Consider the following 24,796-nt stretch of genomic DNA (forward strand, 5'->3'; position numbering starts at 1 on the left):
TGCCGTGTAGTGATCTCAGGCAGTACGTTCTACTCAATTCCCGGAGGACGATTCATGGCGATTACCTGGATTCTGGTTGCCAATGCCAGCCTGGCGAAGCTCTACGCGAATTTAGGTCCCAACAAGGGACTGACTCTGGTAAAGGAACTAATCCACCCTGAAAGCCGACAGAAAAACTCCGAACTCGTGACCGACCGTGCCGGCAGCATGCCCGGCTTCGGAAACGGCAGCGGAGCGAAAATCCAGCAAACGATGCCCAAGGAGCATGAAGCGAAGATCTTTGCACAGGAAATCGCACAGGAGCTCTACCACGGGCGAGCGACCAATGCATTCGGGCGTGCGATCGTATGCGCGCCGCCATCATTCATGGGGATGCTGAATGCCGTCATGGACAGCCCGACGGCACAGATGATTACCGACCGTTTCGAGAAGGATTACACCAAGTCGCCTGAGCCGGTGCTGCGCGATCGGCTGGCGTCTTGTCTCTTCCTCTGACTCGACAGTTTCTTCGAAGCGTCTCTCCTCAGGAGACGATGGGTCCGCGATGAGCGGCCCGAAGAGCAGCGGGGCGCTTGGCGCCCCGCTTTTTTGCCCCCCGCCGGGGTTAGTTGGCTCAGTGACGCCAGTAGTGTTCGCCGAAGTGCACGTGACGGGCGTCGGACATCATCCTCATGAAGTCGTCGCGCCCCATTTCGATCACTTTCTCGTGATCGCCGGCTTCGAAATAGATTTCGTCCTGTTCCATCAGGCTGTCGTCCATCACCACCGGCAATCCGTACAGGCTTCCGATCGGAGGGATGGCGCCCGGTTCGCAGTCGGCGAAGAGCTCGGCGAGTTCGCTTTCAGTCGCCAGACGCAGCGGGCGGTCCATCGCCTTGCTGAGCCAGCCCAGATGCACGTGTTGCGTCGACGGCAGAACGGCCATCAGGTAGCCCGCTTCGTCCAGGAGGACCACCGATTTTGCGAGGCTGCTTGCCGGCACGCGCGCAAGTCGCGCCGTTTCCATGCTGTTGTGGGAATGTGGGTGGGTGAGCACGTCGTAATTCAGACCGCGCTCCTCTATGTACTGCTCGACTTTGGTTGCGATTGCCATGGCCGCTCTCCAGACTGAAGCGGGCGATTGGTCTAGTTTTCGCCCAAGTACGGGATTCCCGAATCCCCTGCCCCCTGCAGCGCCCCTCGCCGTCGCCGGTAATCCATTCTAGAACGCGGGCACCCGGATTGCCCGAGCTACGTCGCGATCCAGGTCCTGAGCGGGACGTACTGCGCGCCTTCATGACTGCGCACCGACTCCATCAGTGAGAAGCTTCGTACCTGCCAATCGATCGGCGGCGCGATCTCGCCCCGAGGCAGTTCGCCTTCCGCCTTGCGCAGCAAGGTGACATGCGGTGCGAACTTGCGCTGTTCGACCGGGAAACCGGCTTCGGCAAGCGCGGCGTTCAGGTACTCGACGAGGCCTGTCAGCGGTTCGGGCGTCGAATCGGTGCCGGCCCAGACGATGCGGTTGTGACGCCAGCCGGCGATTCGATCGAGCCGCAGGGTAAACGCCGCCGGAACAACGCGGTCGCCCACTGCCATCAGTTGCGGCAGTCGCTCGTGCGCAACATCGCCGATGAAGGCCAGCGTCAGGTGGATCGTGTCCCGGCGCATGCGGCGGCCCTTGCAGGCCGCGTGGGCCTCGGCCGAGAGCCGGAACAGGCTGCGGGCCGTCGCTTCGTCCGGCCACAGCGCGAAGAAGACGCGCGCGGCACTTTCACGCGGAGTGTCAGGCGACGCCATCGTCTTTGACGAGCAGGGCGACTACCTGCGCGGCGATGCCCTCTCCCCTTCCGGTGAAACCGAGCTTTTCCGTGGTCTTGCCCTTGATATTGACGTCGCCCGCTTCGATGCCGAGATCGGCGGCAATATTGGCGACCATCGCCGGAGCGTGGGGGAGGATCCTCGGAGCGCGGCAGATCACGGTCGCATCGACATTCACTGCGACATAACCGGCGGCCCGCACGGCGGCATAGGCTTCGCGCAGCAGCATGCGGCTGTCGGCGCCGGCATGTGCAGGGTCGGTGTCCGGGAAGAGTCGCCCGATATCGCCAAGGCCCGCGGCGCCCAGGAGGGCGTCGGTCAGCGCATGCAGCAGCACGTCGGCGTCCGAGTGTCCGAGCAGACCCCGCTCGTGCGGGATGGTAACGCCGCCGATGATCAGCGGACGCCCAGGGACCAGTGCATGAACGTCGAAGCCCTGGCCAATGCGGAATGGCACTTTCATCGCAAGTCAGCCTTCACGATTGTTGAGGATCCACTCGGCGAGGTGCAAGTCGAGCGGATAAGTGACCTTGAGGTTGGTCGCGTCGCCTTCGATCAGCTTGGGGTGCAGACCGGCGGCCTCGATTGCGCTCGCCTCGTCCGTGACGTGGGTTGCGGCTTCGAGCGCCCGGCGCAGCATCACGTAGCGGAACATCTGCGGCGTCTGCGCCTGCCACAGGCTGTCCCGCGGAACGGTTTCGAGCACGTGGCGACTGGGGTCGGCTCGCTTCAGGGTATCGGCGACCGGGATCGCGAGCAGTCCGCCGACTTCGTCATGGGCAAGTCCGTGGATCAGCTTCTCGATGTGCCACCGGGCGAGGCAGGGCCTTGCCGCGTCGTGGACGAGCACCCAGTCCGTCTGTTCGGCCTCGCCGGCAATGGCGCGCAGGCCGCTCAGGACGCTATCGGCCCGCGTCGCGCCGCCGCAGAAGAGCGGCACGAGCTTTGGCCCCAGTGCGGACCAGTCGTGGCGGCCCCATTCGGCGTCGCCCACGGACAGGACGACGAAAACCTTGTCGATTTCGGGCGTAGCACAGAGGACCTCGAGCGCGTGACGAATGAGCGGCTTGCCGAGCAGTTCGAGGTACTGCTTGGGCTGGGCCCCGCCCATGCGGCTGCCGCTGCCGGCGGCCGGCACGATCGCGTAATGTCTGGGATGAAAGTTCTGCATGGCGCGGATTCTAACCGCGCCGTCGTGGCATGCGGCGCTTTGGGGCTGTGAAAGACTTCTTGTGCCGAAGACATCGATCCGATACCAGCGCATTGACTGCGCATACGAAAGTAATAGAGTGTTTCAAAGAGAGCAGGAGGTTCCCGCACCATGCCTTTCGCTAAACCCTTCGATCCGGCGCAAGTGGAGGCCTTCGGTATCGCGGTCGGAATCGGATTGCTGATCGGGCTCGAACGCGAACGGGTCGCCTCGGCGCGCGCCGGCTTGCGCACCTTCGGCCTCGTCTCGCTGCTGGGGGCCCTCGCCGCGATGATCGGTGAGGATATGTCGAGCGTGGCGCCCTTCGTGCTGGGCATGGCACTCGTCGGCATCATGATCGTCGCGGCTTATCTGCAGCATCCGGACGCGGTCGACCCGGGGACCACGTCCGTGGCCGCCCTGCTCCTGTGCTATTCGCTCGGCGCGGCGGTCTGGCTAGGGCATGCGACGATCGCCGTCATGCTCGCGGTGGTCACGACCATCCTCCTGTACTTCAAGACCGAGCTTCGCGGCATCGCGACACGCCTCGAAGCGCGCGAATGGGTCTCGATCTTCCAGCTCGGCGTGCTGTCGCTGGTGATCCTCCCCATTCTTCCCAACCGCACCTTCGATCCCTACGACGCGGTCAATCCCCGGCAGGTGTGGTGGATGGTGGTGCTGATTTCCGGACTGAGCCTGGCGGGCTACGGGACTTTGCGGCTGGTCGGCGCACGCTATGGCACGGCGCTGGTTGGCATCGCGGGCGGACTCGCCTCGAGCACGGCGACGACGCTCATCTATGCCCGCAATACCCGCTCGACGCCGGCGGCGACCCCGGTGGCCGCCCTCGTGATCGTGCTCGCCAATCTCGTGATGATGGTCCGGGTGGCGCTGATCGCCGCCGTCGTCGCACCCGGCATGCTCACGACGCTGGTCATCACCATTTCTCCAGCCTTGGCTCTCGGCGCCGTCAGCCTGTTCTGGTACTGGCGGGCGCAGACGGTCGGCAAGACACTGCTGCCCGAAACCCGCAACCCGACCGAACTCCGCGCGGCGCTTACGTTCGGCATGGTGTACGCGCTGGTGCTCTTCGTGTCGGCCTGGCTGCAGGAAATCGCGGGCACCCAGGGTTTTTACGTCCTGGCGCTGGTCTCCGGCCTGACCGATTTGGACGCGATCGCGCTGTCCTCGATGCGTCTGTTCTCGCTCGGCAAACTGCAACTCGATGCCGCGGCGGTTGCTATCGGCCTGGCGATGTTCGCGAACCTCGTCTTCAAGACGGGTATTGCCGTGTCGGTCGGCGGACGCAAGCTCGGCCTCCAGATTCTCTGGGGCATGGGCGCCGTCGGCATTGGCCTGCTGATGAGCATCGGGTGGCATGCCATACAAGCCTCAGGCCTATAATTACCTTGCCCTTACCGGACACCTTTCCCGCTTCAGACAACCCATCAAGGGGTGCCATGGCCACTGCTTCGATTCGCCCGGCTGCGGTTGCCGGCTATTTCTATCCGGACGACCCGCGCGTCCTGCAGATGCAGATTTCCGAGATGCTTTCGACGGCCGTTCCGCTGGAGGTCGTCCACGCGCCGAAGGCGCTGGTCGTGCCGCATGCGGGTTACGTCTATTCGGGGCCGGTCGCGGCCTCCGGCTATGCCTGCGCGACAGAGCTGCGCCAGCGGGTTCGGAAAGTCGTGATGCTCGGCCCCGCCCACCGTGCCGAAGTTCGCGGCTTCGCGCTGCCCGCCTCGCAATCCTTCGCGACGCCTCTCGGCATGGTCAAGCTCCACCATTCGGACTGGCAGGCACTGCAAGCACGCCCGGACGTCGTCGTCGACGACCGGCCGCACGAGTTCGAACACTGCCTGGAGGTCCAGCTCCCCTTCCTGCAGACGGTCCTGGATGCCTTCGAAATCGTTCCCATACTGGTCGGCGGCGCTACCGGTGAACAGGTTGCGGATTTGCTCGGCCAATTGTGGGGAGGTCCCGAGACGCTGATCCTGATCAGTTCCGACCTCTCGCACTATCACACCTACGATCAGGCTCGGAGCACCGACCGCCACGCGGTCGACCAGGTGCTGCGCATGAAGCCGGTGCTGGACCACCAACAGGCCTGCGGCGCCACGCCGATCAACGGCCTGATCCGGGCGGCCGCCGCACGCGGCCTCGAACCTCACTTGCTGGATCTGCGTAATTCCGGCGATACCGCTGGAGACCGCTCCCGCGTCGTCGGCTATGCCAGCATCGCTTTCACCGAGTCCGCCGCTCATGCCGCTGCCGCCCGACATTGAACTCGGCCCGATCCTGCTCGCCCGAGCACGGCAGGCCATCCACCACGAAGTCGCCGGTGACGCCGCCCCGGCGGACGACGAACGCCTCGCCGACCGGGGCGCAAGCTTCGTCACGCTGACACGGAGCGGTGACCTGCGCGGCTGCATCGGCAGCGTGCGGGCGCAACGATCGCTTGCCGACGATGTCGTAGACAATGCGATCGGGGCTGCAACCCGCGACCCGCGTTTTCCGCCGCTCGAACACAAGGAACTGGACAATCTCCGCGTCGAAGTGTCGCTGCTGTCCGAACCCAGTTTTCTGGAATTTGCCGACGAAGACGAGCTCGTGGCGCTTCTGCGACCCAACATCGACGGCGTACTGCTGTTCGCCGGGTGTCGCAGCGCGACCTTCCTGCCGCAGGTGTGGGAGCAGCTACGCGATCCGAAAATATTCCTGGCAGCCCTGAAGCAGAAGGCCGGCCTTGCGCCCGACCGCCCCGCAAACAATCTGATGGCTGCCACTTACACAGTGCGCAAGTGGAAGGAGTCGCCGTCATGAACTACCCCGGGCGCTACTGGCACAAGCTGGACGATGGCCGCATCCAGTGCGATCTGTGTCCGCGATTCTGCAAGCTGCACGCTGACCAGCGCGGCGCGTGTTTCGTGCGCATGCGCGAAGGCGAGGCGATGGTCCTCACAACCTATGGCCGCAGTTCCGGTTTCTGCATCGATCCGATCGAGAAGAAGCCGCTGAACCACTTCTACCCCGGTACCAGCGTGCTCTCCTTCGGCACCGCCGGCTGCAATCTGGCCTGCAAGTTCTGCCAGAACTGGGACATTTCCAAGTCGCGCGACATGGACAGGCTGATGGATTCGGCCTCGCCCGACGAAATCGCCCGCACGGCCGTCGACTGGGGCTGCCGCAGCGTCGCCTTCACCTACAACGATCCCGTGATCTTTGCGGAATACGCAATCGATGCCGCTCAGGCCGCACATGTCCACGGCCTCAAGGCCGTGGCTGTGACCGCGGGCTACATCACCGAGACCGCGCGGGCGGACTTCTACGCCCACATGGACGCCGCAAACGTCGACCTGAAGGGCTTCACCGACGATTTCTACGTCCGCACCTGCGGTGCCCACCTTCAACCTGTCCTCGACACGCTTACGTGGCTGGTCCATGAATCCGATGTTTGGGTGGAGATCACGACCCTGCTGATCCCAGGACTGAACGACTCGGACAAGGAGTTGAACGAACTTTCGCACTGGGTCGCAACCGAGTTGGGCACCGAAGTGCCACTGCATTTCACAGCCTTCCATCCGGACTTCAAGCTCACCGAGATCCCGCATACGCCTGCGGCGACGCTTACCCGCGCACGCCGCATCGCGCTCGAACATGGACTGAAGTACGTCTATACCGGCAACGTCCATGACACCGACGGCGGGACCACGTATTGCCCCGGCTGCGGCAAGGCCGTCATCGAACGCGACTGGTACGAGATCCTCGACTACGCGCTGGACGACGACGGCGCTTGTCGAGCTTGCGGTACCCGGCTGCCCGGCCGCTACGAGCACTTTTCCGCGCCCTTCGGTTCCCGACGCATTCCGGTTAGCATCCATCGGCAGCGATCTTCGGCGCATAGCTGACGCTGCTCTGAAGCCGCCCTTTCACCCGGACAAGAACAACGTGAAACTGCGCACCACCGACATCAGCATCCCGTACGAGCAACTCTGGCTCAACGGGGAGCTCGCTCATTCGCCGGAGGTTCGCGGATTGGTTGCGATCCTGCGTCCGGCAGGCAGCCCCTTCGTTCACTCGCGCGAATTGCAGGTCGCGCATGTATTGCAGGAAGCCGGCTTCGCGACCCTGCTGATCAATTTGCTGACCAGCTACGAAGAATCTCGCGATCCGGACGCGCGTTTCAACGTCCCGCAGCTCGCGAACCGGGTTCTGGCGATCGGCGAATGGTGCCTCCACCAGCCCCCGCTCGCGGGTCTCGCTATCGGACTCGTCGCGTCGGGCACGGCCAGCGGGGCTGCAATCCGCGCCGGCTGGAAGGCGCCCGAGCGATTCGCCGCGATCGTCTGCCGCGCCGGCCGCCCTGATCTCGCAGGGCTGACCCCGCTCAACGCGCTGACGATCCCGATCCGGATGATCGTCGGCAGCGCCGACCCTCACATCGGAATGATCCGTCAGGCCTACGAGCATCTGCGCGGCGCGCATGATTGGCAAAACGTGGATGGAGTCGGCGAGCAGTTCGACGAAACCGGCCCGCTGGAACGTTTTGCCGCGCTCGCGGCCGAATGGCTAGCGGCAAAGCTCCCGATGCCTCTGCCGGACGCCACCGTCGGCGACGACCAGCGGCCGGTGGGCGGTGCTGGAGCTTCGACGACCGCCACTGCACTGCCGGGCGAAGACGCGGACGCCGATCGCCTATAATCCGCCCCCTTGAGCAACCCCTGAATCCGCGGTCCGCGCCGCGTCATGCCGATGTCCCGTGCACTCGATCCGCTGTTGCCGCAGCTTGCGGCCCTTGCCTTTCCCAAGCCCGGCGTACGCCTCGACCTGCCGCCGCTCGCCGGCTCGGCCGACGCACTGGCCATCGCACAACTCGCCTCGCGCGGCCGCACCCTGCTCCTCGTCACCGCGAATCCGCCCGACGCCCAACGGCTGCAGGACGAGATTGCCTGGCTCGCGCCCGGGTTGCGCACCCATCTCCTGCCGGACTGGGAAACGCTGCCTTACGAGACATTCTCGCCGCACCAGGACCTGATCTCCGAGCGCCTCTCGACGCTCTATGCCGTCGGTCGCGGCGAGGCGGACGTCGTGCTCGTGCCGGCCTCGACGGCCCTCTACCGGATGGCGCCGCCCTCCTTCCTCGCGGCCTACACCTTCTTCGTCAAGCAGCGCGAGAAGCTCGACGTCGAACAGCTGCGCAACCAGATGGCGGTCGCGGGCTACACGCACGTCACCCAGGTCGTGAGTCCCGGCGAGTTCTCGGTCCGCGGCGGCCTTGTCGACCTCTACCCGATGGGCGCCACGCTGCCCTTCCGCATCGACCTCTTCGACGACGAAGTCGAAAGCATCAAGACCTTCGACCCGGATACGCAGCGCACCGTCTATCCGGTGACTGAAATCCGCATGCTGCCGGCGCGCGAATTCCCGATGGACGACGCCGGCCGCACGCGCTTTCGCAGCCGCTTCCGCGAAACCTTCGAAGGCGACCCGTCGCGCGTGTCGCTCTACAAGGACGTCTCCAACGGCATCGCGCCCGCGGGCGTGGAGTACTACCTGCCGCTTTTCTTCGAAGAGACGGCGACCCTCTTCGACTATCTGCCGAAGGACGCGGTCGTCGTCCTGCACCGCGACGTACCCGCCGCGATCGAGGAATTCTGGCGCGACACGCGCTCGCGCCACGACTTCCTGAAGGGGGACCGCAGCCGTCCCGTGCTGCCGCCGGACGTCCTCTTCCTCGGCCAGGAATCGTTCTATGAGGCGCTCAAGAGCCATCCGCGCATCCACATCGGAGCTGCCGCGGCGAGCGATTCCGATGCCATCGCGCAGCCGCTGCCGCCGCTTGCCGTCGAACGCAAGGCAACCGATCCCCTGCACGGCCTGAAGGACTTCCTCGCGGGCGACTGGGCTCGCGCGGGCGGCCGCGTCCTCGTGCTGGCCGACGCTCCGGGCCGGCGCGAGACGATGTCGGAGTTCTTCACCGAGTACGGTCTCAAGCCCGCTGCGAGCGCGGACTTCGCCGGTTTCCTGGAGTCGTCCGAGCCCCTCGCCCTCGGCGTCGGTCCGCTCGTCGGCGGCTTCATGCTGCCGGATGCCAAGATCGCGATCGTCACGGAGTCCGAGCTCTACGCCGCCACCGCCCGCACTCGCGCACGCCGGGACACGCGCAAGGCCGCGACGATGGAAGGCTGGCTGCGCGATCTCTCCGAGCTCAAGCCCGGCGACCCGGTCGTGCACGTCTCGCACGGCATCGGCCGCTACATCGGCTTGATCCACATGGACCTCGGCGAAGGCCAGACCGAGTTCCTGCATCTCGAATACGCCAATGGCGACAAACTCTACGTCCCCGTCGCCCAGCTCCACGTCATCACCCGCTACGCGGGCGCCGACCCGGAAGCCGTCGAACTGCACCGCCTCGGCTCCGGCCAATGGGAAAAGGCCAAGAAGAAGGCCGCGATGCAGGTCCGCGACACTGCCGCCGAGCTCCTCGCCCTGTACGCCCAACGCGCCGCCCGCCCCGGCCACCGCTTCGACTTCAAACAGCACGACCTCGACGCCTTCGCGGAAGGCTTCGGCTTCGAGACCACGCCCGACCAGCAAGGCGCGATCGACGCCGTGATCGCCGACATGAAATCCGGCCGGCCAATGGATCGGCTCGTCTGCGGCGATGTCGGTTTCGGCAAGACCGAAGTCGCGCTGCGCGCCGCCTTCATCGCCGTCGCGGACGGCAAGCAGGTCGTCGTGCTCACCCCCACGACGCTGCTCGCCGAGCAGCACTACCAGACCTTCGCCGACCGCTTCGCCGACTTCCCGATCCGCATCGCCGAGCTCTCGCGCTTCAAGAGCGCCAAGGAACAGACCGAGGCCCTCAAGCAGCTCGCCGAAGGCAAGGTCGACATCATCATCGGCACGCACCGCCTGCTGCAGAAGGACGTCCAATTCAAACGCCTGGGCCTCGTCATCATCGACGAGGAACACCGTTTCGGCGTGCGTCAGAAGGAAGCGCTGAAGTCGCTGCGCAGCGAAATCGACATCCTGACCCTCACCGCGACGCCGATCCCGCGCACGCTCGGCCTCGCCCTCGAAGGGCTGCGCGAGTTCTCGGTCATCGCCACGGCCCCGCAGAAGCGCCTCGCGATCAAGACCTTCGTGCAACGCTGGAGCAAGGGCATCGTCCGCGAAGCCGTGCTGCGCGAATTCAAGCGCGGCGGACAGGTGTATTTCCTGCACAACGAAGTCGAAACGATCGAAAACATCCGCAACGACCTCACGGAGCTGCTTCCCGAGGCCCGCATCGTCGTCGGCCACGGCCAGCTCCCCGAGCGCGAACTCGAACGCGTGATGCGCGACTTCACGCAACAGCGCGCCAACCTGCTGCTCTGCACGACGATCATCGAAACCGGCATCAACATCCCGACCGCCAACACGATCATCATCAACCGCGCCGACCGCTTCGGCCTCGCGCAGTTGCACCAGCTCCGCGGGCGCGTTGGCCGCAGCCACCACCAGGCCTACGCCTACCTGCTCACCGACTCCCACGCCAAGCCCACGGCCCTGGCTCAGAAACGCCTCGAAGCGATCACGATGATGGAAGAGCTCGGCTCGGGCTTCTACCTCGCGATGCACGACCTCGAAATCCGCGGTGCCGGCGAAGTGCTCGGCGAAAACCAATCCGGCGAGATCCAGCAGGTCGGCTTCAGCCTCTACACTGAGATGCTCAAGCGCGCGGTCCGCGACTTGCAGGCCGGCAAGGAGCCCGACCTCAGCCAGCCGCTCGAAGTCGTCTCCGAGATCAACCTGCACACCCCGGCGCTACTGCCGAATGACTACTGCCCCGATGTGCAGGAACGCCTCACGCTCTACAAACGCCTCGCGAACTGCGACTCCGACGACGACCTGCGTGCGCTGCAGGAAGAGCTCATCGACCGCTTCGGCGAACTGCCGCAGCAGACCCAGGCCCTCATCGAATCCCACCGCCTGCGCCTGATCGTCAAACCGTTCGGCGTCGCGAAGCTCGACGCCAGCGAGTCGCAAATCACGATCCAGTTCGGCCCCAACCCACCGATCGATCCGACCAAGGTTATCTTCCTGATCCAGAAGGACAAGAACACCAAGATGGCCGGTCCCGACCGCCTGATCCGAAAGGCCAGCCAGCCGAACATCAAGCTGCGCGTCCAAGGCGTGAAGGAGTTGCTGCTCTCGGTCAAAGCCTGATCGTCGCAGATTGCATCGTCGCGACGCTCAGCGCGTCACGACATCGCGTTGCAGCAGATCCGCCGGGCGCGCCACGTCGCCCTGGCGGTAGTCGCAGACCCCCTGCGGAAAGATCTGCTCCAGGCGCGCACGGTAGGGGTGCATGTCGACCGGCGCATAGACTCCCGAGTCGATGGCTTCGGCAACCGGCTGCAGCGCGCACTTGAAACGGTCGCCGGCAATCGATTCGCCTGCCACCATGCGCGAATTGGCGAACATCGGATAGACGCGCGTACAGGCGCCGGCGAGATGCCCGTTCCAGTCGCCGTCCCAGACGTGCTCGCCGCTCGCCATCACCTTGCCCTCGCGGTCGAAGCAACGGTCGCTCGCCGACGACGGCCGCAGTTCCGCCCAGCTTCGCTCCGGTTCCGCCTGCTTCGCGCGCCACCAGCTGTCGATCGCAGCGAAGGCTTCCGGGGTGGGATCGTAGTGGCTGTCGCTGACCCAGATCGACTGGTTTCCAACGCTTCCGCCCGCGGCCAGGATCCGCTCGCGCGTGGAGAATGATGCCGATTCGTGGTGCATGTCCAGATCCGGCTCGAGGTAATGGCGGACGTCGATCACCGGCATGTCGAGCTGCCCCAGGAACACCTGCCCCGACCGGTAGGCCGCTTCCATCGCAAGCCGGTCGCCTTCGAAGCGCGGCGCAGCCGCCACGCCGGCGAGATTCATGTTGTGCGCGCTCCACGGCGAGAAATCGCGCAGATCGCTGCCGCCTCCGTCGACCAGCCAGAAGCGTTCGGGCTGCATTTCGGATGGGGCTTTCCAGCTGCCGACGCGCGCGTTGAGGCGGAGGAACTGCTCAGGCCCGATCCGTCCCGCCTGCAGGGCACGCAAGCCGTACTGCACCCCGACGTTGTCCCAGGGCACGCGAGCGTAGCCCTGCTTGTCGGTGCCGAAGAACTGCTTCAGGTCTTCGTAATAGCTCCACAGGCCTTGCTTGAAGACCGACTCGGAAAGGCGGTTCTCAAAGTTCGTGAATAGCGGATTCAGCACCAGCGGAGTCAGGCCGCGCCACGCAACGGCGCATTCGGTCTGCCCCTCGAGCGAAGGCCGCCACTCGCCGCGCGCGAGGTACGAAAGCCGGGTCGTCGCCTGGATCTTGAAGACGCCGCCGGACGCCGAGTAATCGTTGTTCGCGTTGAGGCCCTCGATAATGCTGCGGTTCTCGGCGCGTGCCCATTGCGCGTTCCCGCCGTCGGTAACGTCGAAGTAGTACTCGAGCAACTCGCAGTCGAAGATCGGGACGGTCTGCGTGATCATGTCCGGGTAGGCGTACTGCGCGACGCCGGCGTCGAGCAGACCGGGATGATTCTGCGCGAGCAGGTACTGCTGGATCGCCCCACCCGACCCCCCGACGCCGACCGTGTATTCCGGCTCGCCATACAGCGCTGCGAACTGCCGCTTCACGCGCAGCGCCGTGTCCTCGATCAACCACATGTTGTAGTGATTGGCCGTGGTCGTGCCGGTCGAGGCGATGACGGCGTAGCCTTGCGCGAGCTGTTTTTCGCGGTCCGCGATGACGCGCTTCAGGTTGGCCCGGCCCTGCCGGTGCCCGATCCCGACGCCGCCATAGAACTGGTAGATCAGGCGTCCATTCCAGCGATCCGCTGTCGGCGTCGCGAGCGATTCGTGTGCGCCGCGCAGCGCGACGAGCACGTAGATGAAGCGGTTGATCGTCCCCATCTCGACGCGGACCACGAAGGGGATGCGCACCCCATTGACGGTGATGCGCTCGGCGTCGCGCACCTTGTCGTTCCATCGTGAAAAACGATCCTTTCCGCGCGGCTTGTAGTAGTACCAGGCCTTCGTCGGCGCGAGGCAGTCCTTGCTGTAGCCGTGCGCCTCCGGCAATTCCTTCTCGCGATCGGCCTCCTGGTCGACCCGCGTGCCGATGCCCGCCAAGTTGTCGACCAGCGGCTGCCCGAGCCCGGAGGCCTCGGTGTCGCAGATGAAGGGATATTGTTTCGGCCCCGCAAACAGCGCCTCATCAGGCCCGACTTCGCCCACGCGGATTGGAAAGCGGAAGGTTTCGGCCGGCCGTTTCAGTTGCGACGGATGCGGACCCCGATAGGGGTCGGCATGCGCGCGGGCGTCGAAACCCGGCGGCAATCCCGTTACCCGCCCGTCTTCGTCCTCCCAGAAACCGGCCGCCTCGGAACACAACAGCCCAAGCAGCAGCTGCCCGACCAGGACACCGGACCAGAGCCTTCGCGTTCTCGCCATGTTCGACATCGACGCAGCTCCTGACGGGCGGGGGCGCCAATAACTGATGTATAGCTCAAGGCCGATCGGCCGGCGGGCGAAGTGAAGACCCGTTTGAGGCCGGAACGGGAATTTGTCACGAGAGCGCGATAACGTCGAACTCCGGGACTCTGCGCCGGTTCTAATAAGGACGGAAATGGTGCGATTTTGGCGCATTCCCGACCGGGAGGATCGTCGATGGCGGCGCTGCATCTGCCCGCCCGGCTGCGCGACAGGATTCTGACCTTGGCGCAGAAGGGCTATCCGGAGGAAGTGTGCGGACTGCTGCTCGGCAGGCAGGAGGCTGACACGGTCGCCGTGTGCGATTTGCATGAAACACGCAACGTCCACCCGGACCGGACCGCCGACCGTTTCCTGATCGAGCCGCAGGACTATCTTGGAGCCGAGAGGGCCGCCGTGGAGCGCGGATTGCAAGTGGTGGGCGTGTGGCACTCCCACCCGGATCACCCGGCGTGCCCTTCCGCAACCGATCTCGAATTCGCATGGCCGGGATGGTCATACCCGATCGTCTCGGTGAATTCGGGCGTCGCCACCGAGTTGCGTTCCTGGCGGCTCGACGGCGAGGTTTTCAGCGAAGAGGAGATGTTCCCATGAGCCGCGTCATCATCCGCATCCCGACGCCCTTGCGCACATACACCGGCGGAGCCGACGAGGTCGAGGTGAATGCCGCGACGGTCGGCGAGGCGCTCGAAGCGCTCGGGCGGCGGCACGAAGGCCTCCTCACGCGCGTGTATGCCGCCGACGGCAGTCTGCGCCCCTTCGTGAACGTGTATCTCGGCGCCGAAAACGTGCGCGATCTGGGCGGGCTCGCCGCCTCGCTGCCCGGCGAAGGCGCTGTGCTTGCGATCGTGCCGGCCGTCGCTGGCGGCACAGGCACCGGCCGCGAACGCCGTCTCGCCGAACTCAAGACGAGCATCCCCGAAATCGGGCCGCGGGATGCGTTTGCGCAGCAATCCGAAGGCGCTGCGCTGATCGACGTCCGCGAAGCCGATGAAATCGCGCAGGGCAGTCCGCGCGGCGCCTATCGACTCGGCCGGGGCTTTCTCGAACTGCGTGTCGAAGAAGCCATCCCCGACCCCGAACGGCCGCTGCTCGTGATGTGCGGGGGCGGCACGCGTTCGCTGTTCGCGGCCGAAGGGCTGCAACGCATGGGCTACCGCAATGTGGCGTCGGTGGCGGGCGGCTTCTCGCGCTGGAAGGCCGAAGGGCTGCCCTTCGAGACGCCTCGCGGCCTCGACGCCCATGCACGGGAGCGTTACGCCCGCCACCTGACGATGCCCGAGGTGGGTGAAGACGGCCAGCGTCGCCTGCTCGATAGCCGCGTACTGCTGATCGGGGCCGGCGGCCTCGGATCGCCCGCCGCGTTGTACCTCGCCGCCGCGGGGGTCGGCACGCTTGGCATCGTCGACCACGACGTCGTCGACCGATCCAACCTGCAGCGTCAGGTGCTGCACAATGACGAACGCATCGGCCAGCGCAAGGTCGACTCGGCGCGGCGCACGCTGCAGGACCTCAACCCCTCGGTGACCGTCACGCCCTATTTCGAACACCTCACGTCCGCCAACGTCGAGCGCATCCTCGACGGCTACGACGTGGTCGTCGACGGATCGGACAACTTCCCGACGCGCTACCTCGTAAACGACGCCTGCGTGCACCTGAGAATCCCCTGCGTGCATGGCTCCGTGTACCGCTTCGAAGGCCAGGTGTCGGTCTTCTGGCCCTACTACCCCGAACGCCGCGGGCCGTGCTACCGCTGCCTGTATCCGGAACCGCCGCCGCCCGAGTTCGCGCCGTCCTGCGCTGACGCCGGCGTGCTGGGCGTCCTCCCCGGCGTCATCGGGATGCTGGAAGCGGTCGAAACGATCAAGCTGCTGCTCGGACTAGGCGATCCGCTGGTGGGGCGGCTGCTGCATTACGACGCGTTACACGCACGCTTCGACGAATTCCGCCTCGCAGCCAATCCCGATTGCCCGATGTGCGCCGAAGGCCGCCCCTTCCCCGGCTACGTCGACTATGAAGCGTTCTGCGCAACGGCAGCATGAAGCCGCGAGGAGACGGACATGGCCGCGATGCCCGTGCGCGAATCCCCTCTTCTCTCCGCCGTCGGACGCGTCCCGCTGGTGGAGATCACGGCGATCTGCGACATCGCCCCCCACTGCAGGCTCTTTGCAACCGTGGAGGGCGTCAATCCGGGCGGTTCGATCAAGGACCGACCGGTCGCGCGCATGCTCCTCAAAGGGATCCAGGCGGGCCACCTCGACGGCGGCCGCCGGCTGCTGGACTCCTCGTCCGGCAACGCCGGCATCTCGTACGCGCTCTTCGGCGCCGCGATGGGCATACCGGTGACCCTCGTCGTGCCCGGCAATGCCAGCCGCGAACGCATCGACCGCATCCGCGCGAGCGGGGCCGAGCTGATCCTAACCGATCCCATCGAAGGCTACGACTTCGCCGTCAGCGAAGCACGGCGCCTTGCGCGCGAACGCCCCGATTGCTATTGGTACTGTGATCAGTATTCGAATCCGGAGAATTGGCGCGCGCATTACGAAACGACGGGCGTCCAATTGCTGCGCGGTATCGCCGCAATCACCGGGCGCGCGCCGGACGCTTTCGTCGGCGGGATCGGCACCGGCGGCACGCTCACCGGCGTCGGCCGCCGGATGAAGGAGGCCAACCCGCAAACGCGCGTCGTCGTGGCGATCCCCGACGAATTCCCCGGGATCGAGGGACTCAAGCCGCTCGGGCATCCGGGCGACATGGTGCCGGCGATCCTCGACGAAACGCTGATCGACCGCCGCGTGGCGGTGCGGATGGAAGACGCGATCCCGATGTGCCGCCTGCTTGCGCGGGCGGGCCTGTTCGTGGGTCCGTCCTCCGGCGCGCTCGTACACGCGGCCTGCCGCGTCGCAATAGAAGATGGCTTGCACAACATCGCGACAATATTGCCGGACACCGGCGAACGCTACGTCTCGACCGGCCTGTGGTCCGGCCAGGGGACGTAAAGACGGGAGACCGCAGAACGGGACGACGACAGGGAGCTTCAACAGCATGGAGGTGTGACATGGCACTGAGACTAGGCGACGAGGCACCGGACTTCTCCGCCGCAACGACGCAGGGAACCATCAATTTCCACGAATGGATCGGGGACGGCTGGGCGATATTGTTCTCGCACCCGAAGGACTTTACCCCCGTATGCACCACGGAGCTGGGCTACATGGCGGGACTGCAGGCCGAGTTCGCCAAGCGCAACACCAAGATCATCGGCTTGAGCGTCGATAGCGTCGCCGACCACGAACGTTGGTCGAAGGACATCGAAGAAACGCAGGGCCATCGCGTCAACTACCCGATGATCGGCGACCCGGATCTGAAGGTCGCGAAGCTCTACGACATGATCCATCCGAACGCCACCGGGACCGCGAAGGAACGCACCGCCGCGGACAACATGACGGTGCGGTCAGTGTTCGTCATCGGCCCGGACAAGAAGATCAAGCTGATGCTGACCTACCCGATGAGCACCGGCCGCAACTTCGACGAAGTGCTGCGCGTGCTCGACTCGATCCAGCTCACGGCCAAGCACAAGGTCGCCACCCCGGTGAACTGGAAGCCCGGCGAGGACGTGATCATCGTCCCGGCCGTTTCCGACGAAGAAGCGAGGACCCGCTTCCCAGACGGTTGGCGGGCGCCCAAGCCCTACATGCGGATCGTGCCGCAGCCTAAGTAAGCTGTTTCACTTTCCCCGGAATCAGCGCTTGCCGTGACCGGGGATAGTGCTATACCAAAAGCAATTCCTCATCGGGTTGTCCTGCCCCCGGCCGCGCCGCGAATGATCTGTCGCTCAGGCGCGGCGGTCCTCTTTTGGGTCCGCTGTCGTCTTCACTCTCTGCCGCCCGCTGGGGGCACTCCGTTTCCCCCGTCGCGGACCACCCCGGGGAACGGCTCCGAACCACGTCCGCGTTAGGAGACCGACATGGCCAAATACGTCGTATTGCTGAATTGGACGGAACAAGGCGTCCGCAACGTGAAGGACACCGTCAAGCGCGCCGCGGCGGCCCGCCACGCTTTCGAAGCGTTCGGCGTGCGCATGACCGACATATCCTGGACGCTCGGCCAGTATGACGTCGTGGCGACGCTCGAAGCGCCCGACGACGAAGCCGCGACCCGCGCCGGACTCGCCCTGGGAATGCAGGGCAATGTGCGTTCGACGACCCTGCGCGCCTTCACCGAGAAAGAAATGAGCGCGATCATCAGCTCGCTGCCGTAAGCAGTGAATCCGGGACAAATCGGGAAAGGAGCATTATCATGACATTGGCGAGTCCGTCGTCCCGGCGGGCCGCGCCCCCGCGCCAGGAGGATGCCAGATAATGCTTCAGTCCATTTTCCGCCGCTTTCCCGCCCTCGTTGCCCTCATCGCCGCATTCAGCCTGACCGGCTGCGGCTACAACGATTTCCAGCGTCTCGACGAACAGAGCAAGGCCGCCTGGGCCGAGGTGCTGAACCAGTACCAGCGGCGTGCCGACCTGATCCCCAACCTCGTCGCGACGGTGAAGGGCGAGGCGAGCTTCGAACAGGAAACGCTGACCCGCGTGATCGAGGCGCGCGCCAAGGCGACCTCGATCCAGGTCACGCCCGAGATGCTCAACGATCCGCAGGCGATGGAGCGCTTCCAGCAGGCCCAGGCCCAGCTCGGGGGTGCCTTGTCGCGGCTGCTGGCAGTCGCCGAAAACTACCCCAACCTCAAGGCCAACCAGGCCTACCAGGACCTGCGCGTGCAGCTCGAAGGGACCGAAAACCGCATCACGGTCGCCCGCAACAGCTACATCAAGGCCGTGCAGGAATACAACGTCCTCGCCCGGAGCTTTCCGACCAACCTGACGGCGAAGATCTTCAGTTATCAGCCGAAGGCGGGCTTCACGGTCACGAACGAACAGGAAATCTCCCGCCCGCCGACCGTCGATTTCGGCACCTCGCAGAAACGGTGATCGCCGGAAACGCCTGCAGCGCATACGAATGATGCCCCTTCCCCGCCCGGCCGCGACTCGCGCGACTGCCTTCGTTCAGGCGATGGCGCGCTTCGTCGTCGCCATGGCGGTGCTGCTGGCGGCGGGGTTCTCCGCCGCGCAGTCGGTGCAGCCCATTCCGCCCTTGAGCGCCCGCGTCATCGACCAGACGGGCACACTCTCCGGCGGCGACCTCGCCGCCCTCGAATCGAAGCTTGCGGCGTTCGAAAAGGAACGCGGCACACAGATCGTCGTATTGATCGTCGGCACAACGGCACCCGAGGACGTCGCGGCCTACGCTTACCGCGTCGCGTCGGAATGGAAGATCGGCCGACGCGACGTCGGTGACGGCCTGCTGCTCGTCGTCGCGCGCAACGACCGGCGCGTCCGCATCGAGGTCGCGCGAGCGCTCGAAGGTGCCGTCCCGGATCTGGCCGCTTTCCACATCATCGACCGCGCCATCACGCCGGCCTTCCGCAAGGGAGACTTCGCCGGCGGGCTCAACGCCGGCGTGGATGCGCTGATGGCGAGGGTGCGCGGCGAAAACCTGCAGCTACCCGAGCCGGATGCGGGACCGGCCAAGGGCGCAGGCGCGGTGGGGGATCTCGCGATATTCCTCTTCGGGGGCGTGCCGATTGCCGGAGCGGTGCTGGTGGGCATGTTCGGACGCAAACTCGGCGCCCTCGCGACCGGCGGACTCGCCGGCGTGCTCGTGAAACTGCTGATCGGCAGCCTGCTGCTGTCGATCGGCGCCGCGGTGTTGGCCTTCATCTTCGTGCTCGTGCTGGGCGTCGGAGGCGGTGGGCGTGGCGGGCGCGGAGGCGGCTTCGGCGGTCCGATCATCTTCGGCGGCGGCCGCGGTCCCTTCGGCGGCAGCGGCGGCGGGGGCTTCAGCTCCGGAGGCGGCGGCAGTTTCGGCGGGGGCGGCGCCTCCGGACGATGGTGAAACGCGCTCGGACTGAGGACTCTCCAGACATGATGCTGCTCCGAATCATGCGCCACCTGTGGCTTGATGCCGACGATGCGCACCGTGCGCTCGGTCCTGGCGCGCTCAAGCGCCTCGAAGAGCAGGTGCGCGAAAGCGAAGCGCGACACACCGGCGAAATCTGCCTCTGCGTCGAAGCGAGCCTGCCGCTGAGCTACCTATGGCGCCACTTGCGGCTCCACCTGCCGATCGACGACGTGGTGCACGAACGCGCGCTTTCCGTCTTCGGCAAACTGCGGGTGTGGGATACCGAGCTCAACAACGGCGTGCTGATCTACCTCCAGCTCGCGGAGCGGCGCGTCGAAATCGTCGCGGATCGCGGGCTCGCGCAGCGCGTCCCCGCCAGCGAATGGGCGGCGATGCTGCACACGCTCGCCGAAGATTTCCGCGAGGCTCGCCACGAGGCAGGGCTGCATCGCGCCATCGAATCGGTCACCCGCTGCCTGACGGCACATTTCCCGGTCAGTGCCGAGGGCCGCGCCGACCACCGACGCGACAACCAGCTGCCGGACGAACCGGTGATCCGCTGATCGGCGGCACCGTTCCGTTCTCGCTTTTTTGTTGCCCAGAAAGCAACAATGTAATCACGATTCGCCGCTTTTTCTACCCACGCGTTCTTCCTAAGATGCACTCACGACGCAAGCTTCCTGAGTCTTCAAACGGAGAACGATCATGAGCAACACACTCACCCAACGCATCCTTTCCACCGACGCCGGCCTCGCCGCTCTCGCGCTGCGCATCCCTGTCGGCATCATCTTCATCGCACACGGCGCGCAGAAGCTCTTCGGCTGGTTCGGCGGCTACGGCCTCGCCGGCACCGGACAGTGGATGGAATCGATCGGGCTCGCGCCGGGCTACCTGATGGCGCTATTGTCCGGCAGCGCGGAGTTCTTCGGCGGTCTGGCGCTGCTGCTGGGCCTGCTGGTTCGTCCCGCGGGAGCGGTGCTGTCCTTCACGATGCTGATCGCGATCCTCAGCGTGCATATCGGAAACGGCCTCTTCATCGCGAACAAGGGTTACGAATTCGGCCTCGCACTGCTCGCGGTATCGATCGCACTGGTGATCAGCGGCGGCGGCAGCTACTCCTTCGACCGCGCAGTCGCGGGCGGACGTAAGGAATCCCGCAACTGAGCGGCCGACCTGCCGGGGAGCGTCAGAGGCTTCCCGGCGAACGTGTTCCTCCTTGCCTTTCCGTCCGATTCCGCCATATTTCACAGGAATAGCGGACGCCCGCGGCCGAAGCGCGGGCCAGGAGGCCACCGTGTTCAGGGATCGTGAAGATGCAGGGCGGCAGTTGGCCGAACTTTTCCGGGGGCAGGCGCTGACCCGCCCCCTCGTGCTGGCAATCCCGCGCGGCGGTGTCGTCACCGGCGCCGCCCTCGCCCGCGAACTGGATGCCGAACTCGACGTCGTCCTCGCCCGCAAGCTGCGCGCGCCCTGGCAGCCGGAGCTCGCGATCGGCGCAGTCGGCGAAGACGGTTCCGAATATCTCGCCGACTTCGCCCGGGACGTCAGGGGGGTCTGCGACGCCTACCTCGCCGAGGAGCGCGCCCAGCAACTCGCCGAGATCGAGCGGCGGCGCGCGATGTTCCGTGCGGTGAAACCTGCCGCGGAGATTGCAGGCCGCAGCGTGATCGTCACCGACGACGGCATTGCGACGGGCGCGACGATGCTCGCCGCCCTGCATGTCATCCGCGCGCGCAAGCCACTCGAATTGATCGCTGCGGTTCCGGTATCACCTCCCGACACCGCCCAGACGCTCCAACGCCACTGCGACCGTGTCGAGTGCGTGGTCACACCGACCTACCTCGGCGCGGTCGGCGGCTACTACTGGAACTTCGAGCAGGTCGAGGACGAGGAGGCGTTGGACACATTGCGCCGTTACGAACGCGATCGGCAACGGCGCGATGTCCCGCACAGGAACTAAGGGGCAGTTTTCTCCTGATGGCAGTTTTACCCGGCCCGTGTAGATTCTGTACGGTAGGTGGCAAACCCGGTCCGCGCGATCCATCCTTCAAAGCGCATCCTTGATGTCTTCCTCCAGATCCCCGATCCGCCCCTGCACTTTGCCGCCGATCTTCTGCACCTTGCCTTCCTGTTCGAGCTTCTTGTTGCCGACGATCTTGCCCGCCTCTTCCTTCAGCTTGCCTTTTGCCTCTTCCACACGGCCTTTGACTTGATTCTTGTTCATGATCTTCTCCTGCGATTGACCACTTACTTGCCGTATTGCGCCTTGGCCTTCGCCTGGCACGCATCCTTGGCATCACCACTCAACGCGTCGCACTTCTCCTTGGCGACCTTGTATTCCGCGTCGCGCTTGTCCTCCGCGGCATCCTTGCGCGCCTCAGCGGTCTCCTTGCCCGCTTCCTTCCTTGCTTCCGTCGTCTTCTCCTGCACCTTTGCATCGGCCTTCGCGGAAGTGAGCGCCGCCTTGGCCTCCTTCACGCAAACGTCCTTTGCATTGCCGCTCATGTCGTCGCAACGCTCCTTCGCGACGTCATAGTCGGCCTCCGCCTTGGCGACGCGAGCGTCGTAGCGATGTTTGTCGCTGGGCTTGTAGTTCGCCTCGAGTTCCGCCTTCGCGACCTTCTCCTTGCCTTTGGCCTCGGCGACACAGATGTCTTTCTTGTTCCCGGACATGGAGTCGCATGCCACCTTGTCCGCCTTGTAGTCCTTCTCGATTCTGTCCTTCTCGGCTGAATACTCGGTTCTGGTCATTGCCGCCGCCATTGATGCGGTGCTGAACGTGAGACCAAGTGCGATCGCAATTGCGTTAATCGTGCGTGTTTTCATTTCGTTCCTCCGTGTAACGACTCGGGGATGGCGAAGGAGCGTATGCGGTGGCAACCGGGACGCCCCTGCCTGCCGGACGAAGGAGCAATGCACGTTCCCGGAAGGTGCCGACCCCGGGGACTGCAGCAGCGAGACCCGCATTCCGCCACACTATTTCTTTAGCCCTACGTAATTTCACTTGGGTCGTCATCGAATCAGTTAATATTTCTCACAAAATTATCGGTCGGGCGGGTAGGCTGCTCGTCGCGTCACGACTTTCGCCGCAGGTCGTTCACGGGAATACGAAGAAGAACCACCAACGTCAGCCATTCCATCGACAAAGTCCATCGCATGCGCGAGCTCCCGCAATCCGTCGCAGTGGCCATCGAATCGGCAAGCGTTCCGGCGCTGCCGCAGGTATTGGTCCGGCTGATCCAGCAAGTCGACGACGAGGGCTCGACGATGGACCAGCTGGCCGCGGTCATAGCCCAGGATCCGGGCCTGTGCGCCCGCATCCTCGCAGCGGCCAACTCCGCCGCCTTTCAGCGCAGCACGGCGCCGCATGACATCAAGTCCTGCGTCCAGGTGCTCGGAACCAGGCTGGTGCGCGCGATGGCAACCTGCCTCGCAGTGAAGCGGCTGTTCGAAAAGGAACCCGGTTCGCTCAACGCCGAACTCACCGGCTTCTGGCAGCACTCCCTGCTCGTCGCCGAAACGGCCCAGGCGCTCGCATCGGCCACCGGCTACGCGCGCCCCGACGAGGCCTACCTCGCAGGCCTGCTCCACGACGTCGGGCAACTCCTGCTGCTGTCGAGCCACGGCGAACAGTACGCCTGGCTGCTGTCGCAAAGCAGCGACGAACCAACCCTTCTCTCCCTCGAACAGGCGCGGCTCGGCGTCCAGCACATCGAAGCCGGCGCATGGCTGGCCGACCAGTGGCAGCTCGAAAGCGGCCTCGCCGACGCGATCCTTTTCCACCACGTCGCAGCCGAACAGATCGTGACTGCGACGCAACTGCCGCGCCTGCTGTGGCTCGCCGATGCCGTCTGCCGCAACCCGCCGGATGCCGCATCGCTCAGCGCGCGGTGCGAAGCCCTCTTCGGACCATCTTTCGGACCCGATTCCCCGCTCGACCTCGAAGGCATTGCGTCGCAGGCCCTGGACCAGGTCGAAGTGATCGCGCGCGCGCTGGGCATCGAACCGCCGGCCGCCGCATTGAACACCGCCCCGCGGACGATCCCGCAGGTGAGCATCGTTCCGCCGGCGGCCGTGCCCTCGACCGCCGACCGGGCGCTGGAAGAGCGGATCCGCGACATCGCCGTGCTCCATCCGCTGCAGCAGGACCTCGCGGAACTCGACAGCGACGCCGAACTGCTGAATTCGCTCCGCGAATCGGCACGCATCCTGTTCGATCTCACGCATCTCGGCTTCCTGCTGATCGACCCCGAATCGGGGACGCTCAGCGGCGCCGTGTCCGCGCCTCAGCCGACGATCTTCCGCGAAACCTCGCTCGCGGTAGGAACCGACGCCGGCCTCGCCACCCGTGCCATCGCGAAGCGGGAGGTGCGCTGCAGCTTCGACGAGCCCCTGTCGTCCCAGGCCTCGCTCCTCGATCACCAGCTGGCGCGAGCATTCGGTTCGGAGGGGATCCTCGCGGTCCCGATGATGGGGCGCCGTCGTATGGTCGGGGTAATGCTCTTCGGACTCGGCCGCGAGCAACACGGCCGGCTGAAGCGGCGCTACCCCTGGCTGCTCAACTTCGGGCGCATAGCCGGGATCAGCCTCGAAGCCTGGCAGAACACCGGCGCCGCCCGCAGGCAGGCCGAAGACACGGCATCGGTCGCATTCCAGCGCCAGGCGAGACGGATCGTCCATGAAGCCGGCAACCCGCTCGGGATCATCAAGAGCTACCTGAAGATCCTCGACATGAAGCTCCCGGCCGAAAGCGGCGTGCGCCAGGAACTCGACATCCTGCGCGAGGAAATCGACCGCGTCGGCTCCATCATGCGGCGATTGAGCGAAGTGCCGGCACAGGCGGAAGTGCCGTCAGGGGGCGTGCGGCCGGTCGAAGTCATTCGGGAACTCCTCGCGCTGTATCGCGAGCCGCTCTTCGAGAGCCGGGGGATCTCGGTCCTCACCGACCTCGGCCACGCCACCGGCGAGACCGTTGCGTGCGACGCCGACAGCCTGAAGCAGATCCTGCTCAACCTGTGGAAGAACGCGGCCGAAGCGATGAGTGCGGGCGACCGTTTCGATATCGCGATCGCCGAAGGCGTGATGCAGGGGGGACGGCGGCATGTCGAGATCCGGCTGCAGGATACCGGCCCGGGCATGCCCGAGGCCGCAATCCGCAATCTGTCCTTCCCCGAGCAGGTGGCCGGCGACGGCGACCGGGGACTGGGTTTGTCGATCGTCGGGCGGATCGCCGCCCGCGTCGGCTGCACGATCACCTGCCGCAGCGGCTCCGGTCACGGAACGACGCTTTCGCTGCTGCTGCCCTGCGAAGCCAGAACGTGAGCGACATAGCCTTGCGAGGCG

25 protein-coding genes are annotated in these 24,796 nt (G+C 65.4%); 18 read left to right on the forward strand and 7 right to left on the reverse strand.

Going from position 1 to position 24,796, the window contains the following annotated elements; all coding sequences use genetic code 11:
* Nucleotides 1-54 precede the first annotated feature (54 nt).
* Nucleotides 55-495 (forward strand): host attachment protein, encoded by a 441-nt coding sequence (locus AZKH_RS13640; RefSeq protein WP_015436369.1) that lies wholly within the window; start codon nt 55-57, stop codon nt 493-495.
* A 118-nt stretch (nt 496-613) separates the two neighbouring features.
* Here AZKH_RS13640 and AZKH_RS13645 read toward each other — a convergent pair whose 3' ends face one another.
* From AZKH_RS13645 to ispD, 4 genes are all read right to left on the reverse strand, one after another.
* On the reverse strand, nt 614-1,093 hold the full coding sequence (locus tag AZKH_RS13645; protein ID WP_015436370.1) for an aminoacyl-tRNA deacylase: 480 nt from the start codon (nt 1,091-1,093) through the stop codon (nt 614-616).
* A gap of 137 nt (nt 1,094-1,230) precedes the next feature.
* Nucleotides 1,231-1,779 carry an RNA 2',3'-cyclic phosphodiesterase gene (thpR, locus tag AZKH_RS13650; protein ID WP_015436371.1) on the reverse strand — a complete coding sequence of 183 codons (549 nt, stop codon included), beginning with the start codon at nt 1,777-1,779 and terminating at the stop codon, nt 1,231-1,233.
* Nucleotides 1,766-2,263 carry a 2-C-methyl-D-erythritol 2,4-cyclodiphosphate synthase gene (gene ispF, locus AZKH_RS13655; RefSeq protein WP_015436372.1) on the reverse strand — a complete coding sequence of 166 codons (498 nt, stop codon included), beginning with the start codon at nt 2,261-2,263 and terminating at the stop codon, nt 1,766-1,768. Before ispF ends, thpR begins: the two co-directional genes overlap by 14 nt.
* 6 nt (nt 2,264-2,269) lie before the next feature.
* Nucleotides 2,270-2,971 (reverse strand): 2-C-methyl-D-erythritol 4-phosphate cytidylyltransferase, encoded by a 702-nt coding sequence (gene ispD, locus AZKH_RS13660; protein WP_015436373.1) that lies wholly within the window; start codon nt 2,969-2,971, stop codon nt 2,270-2,272.
* Between the two features lie 150 nt (nt 2,972-3,121).
* Here ispD and AZKH_RS13665 point away from each other — a divergent pair, with 150 nt between their 5' ends.
* From AZKH_RS13665 to mfd, 6 genes are read left to right on the forward strand one after another with little or no spacing between them, the layout of a single operon-like run.
* Nucleotides 3,122-4,393: an MgtC/SapB family protein gene (locus AZKH_RS13665; protein ID WP_015436374.1), complete on the forward strand. Its 1,272-nt coding sequence runs from the start codon at nt 3,122-3,124 to the stop codon at nt 4,391-4,393.
* Between the two features lie 56 nt (nt 4,394-4,449).
* Nucleotides 4,450-5,277 carry an AmmeMemoRadiSam system protein B gene (gene amrB, locus AZKH_RS13670; RefSeq protein WP_015436375.1) on the forward strand — a complete coding sequence of 276 codons (828 nt, stop codon included), beginning with the start codon at nt 4,450-4,452 and terminating at the stop codon, nt 5,275-5,277.
* Nucleotides 5,255-5,815 carry an AmmeMemoRadiSam system protein A gene (amrA, locus tag AZKH_RS13675; protein WP_015436376.1) on the forward strand — a complete coding sequence of 187 codons (561 nt, stop codon included), beginning with the start codon at nt 5,255-5,257 and terminating at the stop codon, nt 5,813-5,815. The genes amrB and amrA overlap by 23 nt, the downstream gene beginning before the upstream one ends.
* Complete coding sequence (amrS, locus tag AZKH_RS13680) at nt 5,812-6,900, forward strand: AmmeMemoRadiSam system radical SAM enzyme (RefSeq protein ID WP_015436377.1); 1,089 nt, start codon at nt 5,812-5,814, stop codon at nt 6,898-6,900. Before amrA ends, amrS begins: the two co-directional genes overlap by 4 nt.
* Before the next feature lie 40 nt (nt 6,901-6,940).
* Complete coding sequence (locus AZKH_RS13685) at nt 6,941-7,693, forward strand: phosphoribosyltransferase (protein WP_015436378.1); 753 nt, start codon at nt 6,941-6,943, stop codon at nt 7,691-7,693.
* A 51-nt stretch (nt 7,694-7,744) separates the two neighbouring features.
* On the forward strand, nt 7,745-11,203 hold the full coding sequence (mfd, locus tag AZKH_RS13690; protein WP_041657326.1) for a transcription-repair coupling factor: 3,459 nt from the start codon (nt 7,745-7,747) through the stop codon (nt 11,201-11,203).
* Between the two features lie 27 nt (nt 11,204-11,230).
* On the opposite strand, the gene AZKH_RS13695 is transcribed toward mfd, so the two are convergent.
* On the reverse strand, nt 11,231-13,477 hold the full coding sequence (locus AZKH_RS13695) for a DUF6351 family protein (protein ID WP_015436380.1): 2,247 nt from the start codon (nt 13,475-13,477) through the stop codon (nt 11,231-11,233).
* Between the two features lie 207 nt (nt 13,478-13,684).
* Here AZKH_RS13695 and AZKH_RS13700 point away from each other — a divergent pair, with 207 nt between their 5' ends.
* From AZKH_RS13700 to AZKH_RS13745, 10 genes are all read left to right on the forward strand, one after another.
* Nucleotides 13,685-14,101, forward strand: coding sequence for a Mov34/MPN/PAD-1 family protein (locus tag AZKH_RS13700; protein WP_015436381.1), 417 nt, complete (start codon nt 13,685-13,687; stop codon nt 14,099-14,101).
* Complete coding sequence (moeB, locus tag AZKH_RS13705) at nt 14,098-15,549, forward strand: molybdopterin-synthase adenylyltransferase MoeB (RefSeq protein WP_015436382.1); 1,452 nt, start codon at nt 14,098-14,100, stop codon at nt 15,547-15,549. Before AZKH_RS13700 ends, moeB begins: the two co-directional genes overlap by 4 nt.
* A gap of 18 nt (nt 15,550-15,567) precedes the next feature.
* Nucleotides 15,568-16,506 carry a PLP-dependent cysteine synthase family protein gene (locus AZKH_RS13710; RefSeq protein ID WP_015436383.1) on the forward strand — a complete coding sequence of 313 codons (939 nt, stop codon included), beginning with the start codon at nt 15,568-15,570 and terminating at the stop codon, nt 16,504-16,506.
* A gap of 59 nt (nt 16,507-16,565) precedes the next feature.
* The gene (locus tag AZKH_RS13715) at nt 16,566-17,225 is read left to right on the forward strand and encodes a peroxiredoxin (RefSeq protein ID WP_015436384.1); all 660 of its coding nucleotides are present in this window, start codon (nt 16,566-16,568) and stop codon (nt 17,223-17,225) included.
* Between the two features lie 246 nt (nt 17,226-17,471).
* Nucleotides 17,472-17,765: a GYD domain-containing protein gene (locus tag AZKH_RS13720; RefSeq protein ID WP_015436385.1), complete on the forward strand. Its 294-nt coding sequence runs from the start codon at nt 17,472-17,474 to the stop codon at nt 17,763-17,765.
* Between the two features lie 100 nt (nt 17,766-17,865).
* Nucleotides 17,866-18,483 (forward strand): LemA family protein, encoded by a 618-nt coding sequence (locus AZKH_RS13725; RefSeq protein WP_015436386.1) that lies wholly within the window; start codon nt 17,866-17,868, stop codon nt 18,481-18,483.
* Nucleotides 18,484-18,514: 31 nt separating this feature from the next.
* Nucleotides 18,515-19,447: a YgcG family protein gene (locus tag AZKH_RS13730; RefSeq protein WP_156822245.1), complete on the forward strand. Its 933-nt coding sequence runs from the start codon at nt 18,515-18,517 to the stop codon at nt 19,445-19,447.
* A gap of 29 nt (nt 19,448-19,476) precedes the next feature.
* Nucleotides 19,477-20,016 carry a TPM domain-containing protein gene (locus tag AZKH_RS13735; protein ID WP_015436388.1) on the forward strand — a complete coding sequence of 180 codons (540 nt, stop codon included), beginning with the start codon at nt 19,477-19,479 and terminating at the stop codon, nt 20,014-20,016.
* A 142-nt stretch (nt 20,017-20,158) separates the two neighbouring features.
* Nucleotides 20,159-20,617 (forward strand): DoxX family protein, encoded by a 459-nt coding sequence (locus AZKH_RS13740; RefSeq protein WP_015436389.1) that lies wholly within the window; start codon nt 20,159-20,161, stop codon nt 20,615-20,617.
* A gap of 130 nt (nt 20,618-20,747) precedes the next feature.
* Nucleotides 20,748-21,413, forward strand: a complete 666-nt coding sequence (locus AZKH_RS13745; protein WP_015436390.1) for a phosphoribosyltransferase — start codon at nt 20,748-20,750, stop codon at nt 21,411-21,413.
* Nucleotides 21,414-21,500: 87 nt separating this feature from the next.
* On the opposite strand, the gene AZKH_RS13750 is transcribed toward AZKH_RS13745, so the two are convergent.
* Both AZKH_RS13750 and AZKH_RS13755 read right to left on the reverse strand, forming a co-directional pair.
* On the reverse strand, nt 21,501-21,677 hold the full coding sequence (locus AZKH_RS13750; protein ID WP_015436391.1) for a CsbD family protein: 177 nt from the start codon (nt 21,675-21,677) through the stop codon (nt 21,501-21,503).
* A gap of 23 nt (nt 21,678-21,700) precedes the next feature.
* Nucleotides 21,701-22,279, reverse strand: coding sequence for a hypothetical protein (locus AZKH_RS13755; RefSeq protein ID WP_015436392.1), 579 nt, complete (start codon nt 22,277-22,279; stop codon nt 21,701-21,703).
* Between the two features lie 330 nt (nt 22,280-22,609).
* On the opposite strand from AZKH_RS13755, the gene AZKH_RS13760 reads away from it, so the two are divergent.
* Nucleotides 22,610-24,775, forward strand: a complete 2,166-nt coding sequence (locus AZKH_RS13760; protein WP_015436393.1) for an HDOD domain-containing protein — start codon at nt 22,610-22,612, stop codon at nt 24,773-24,775.
* Nucleotides 24,776-24,796 lie beyond the last annotated feature (21 nt).

This window comes from Azoarcus sp. KH32C, assembly GCF_000349945.1.
Classification (GTDB): Bacteria; Pseudomonadota; Gammaproteobacteria; order Burkholderiales; family Rhodocyclaceae; genus Aromatoleum.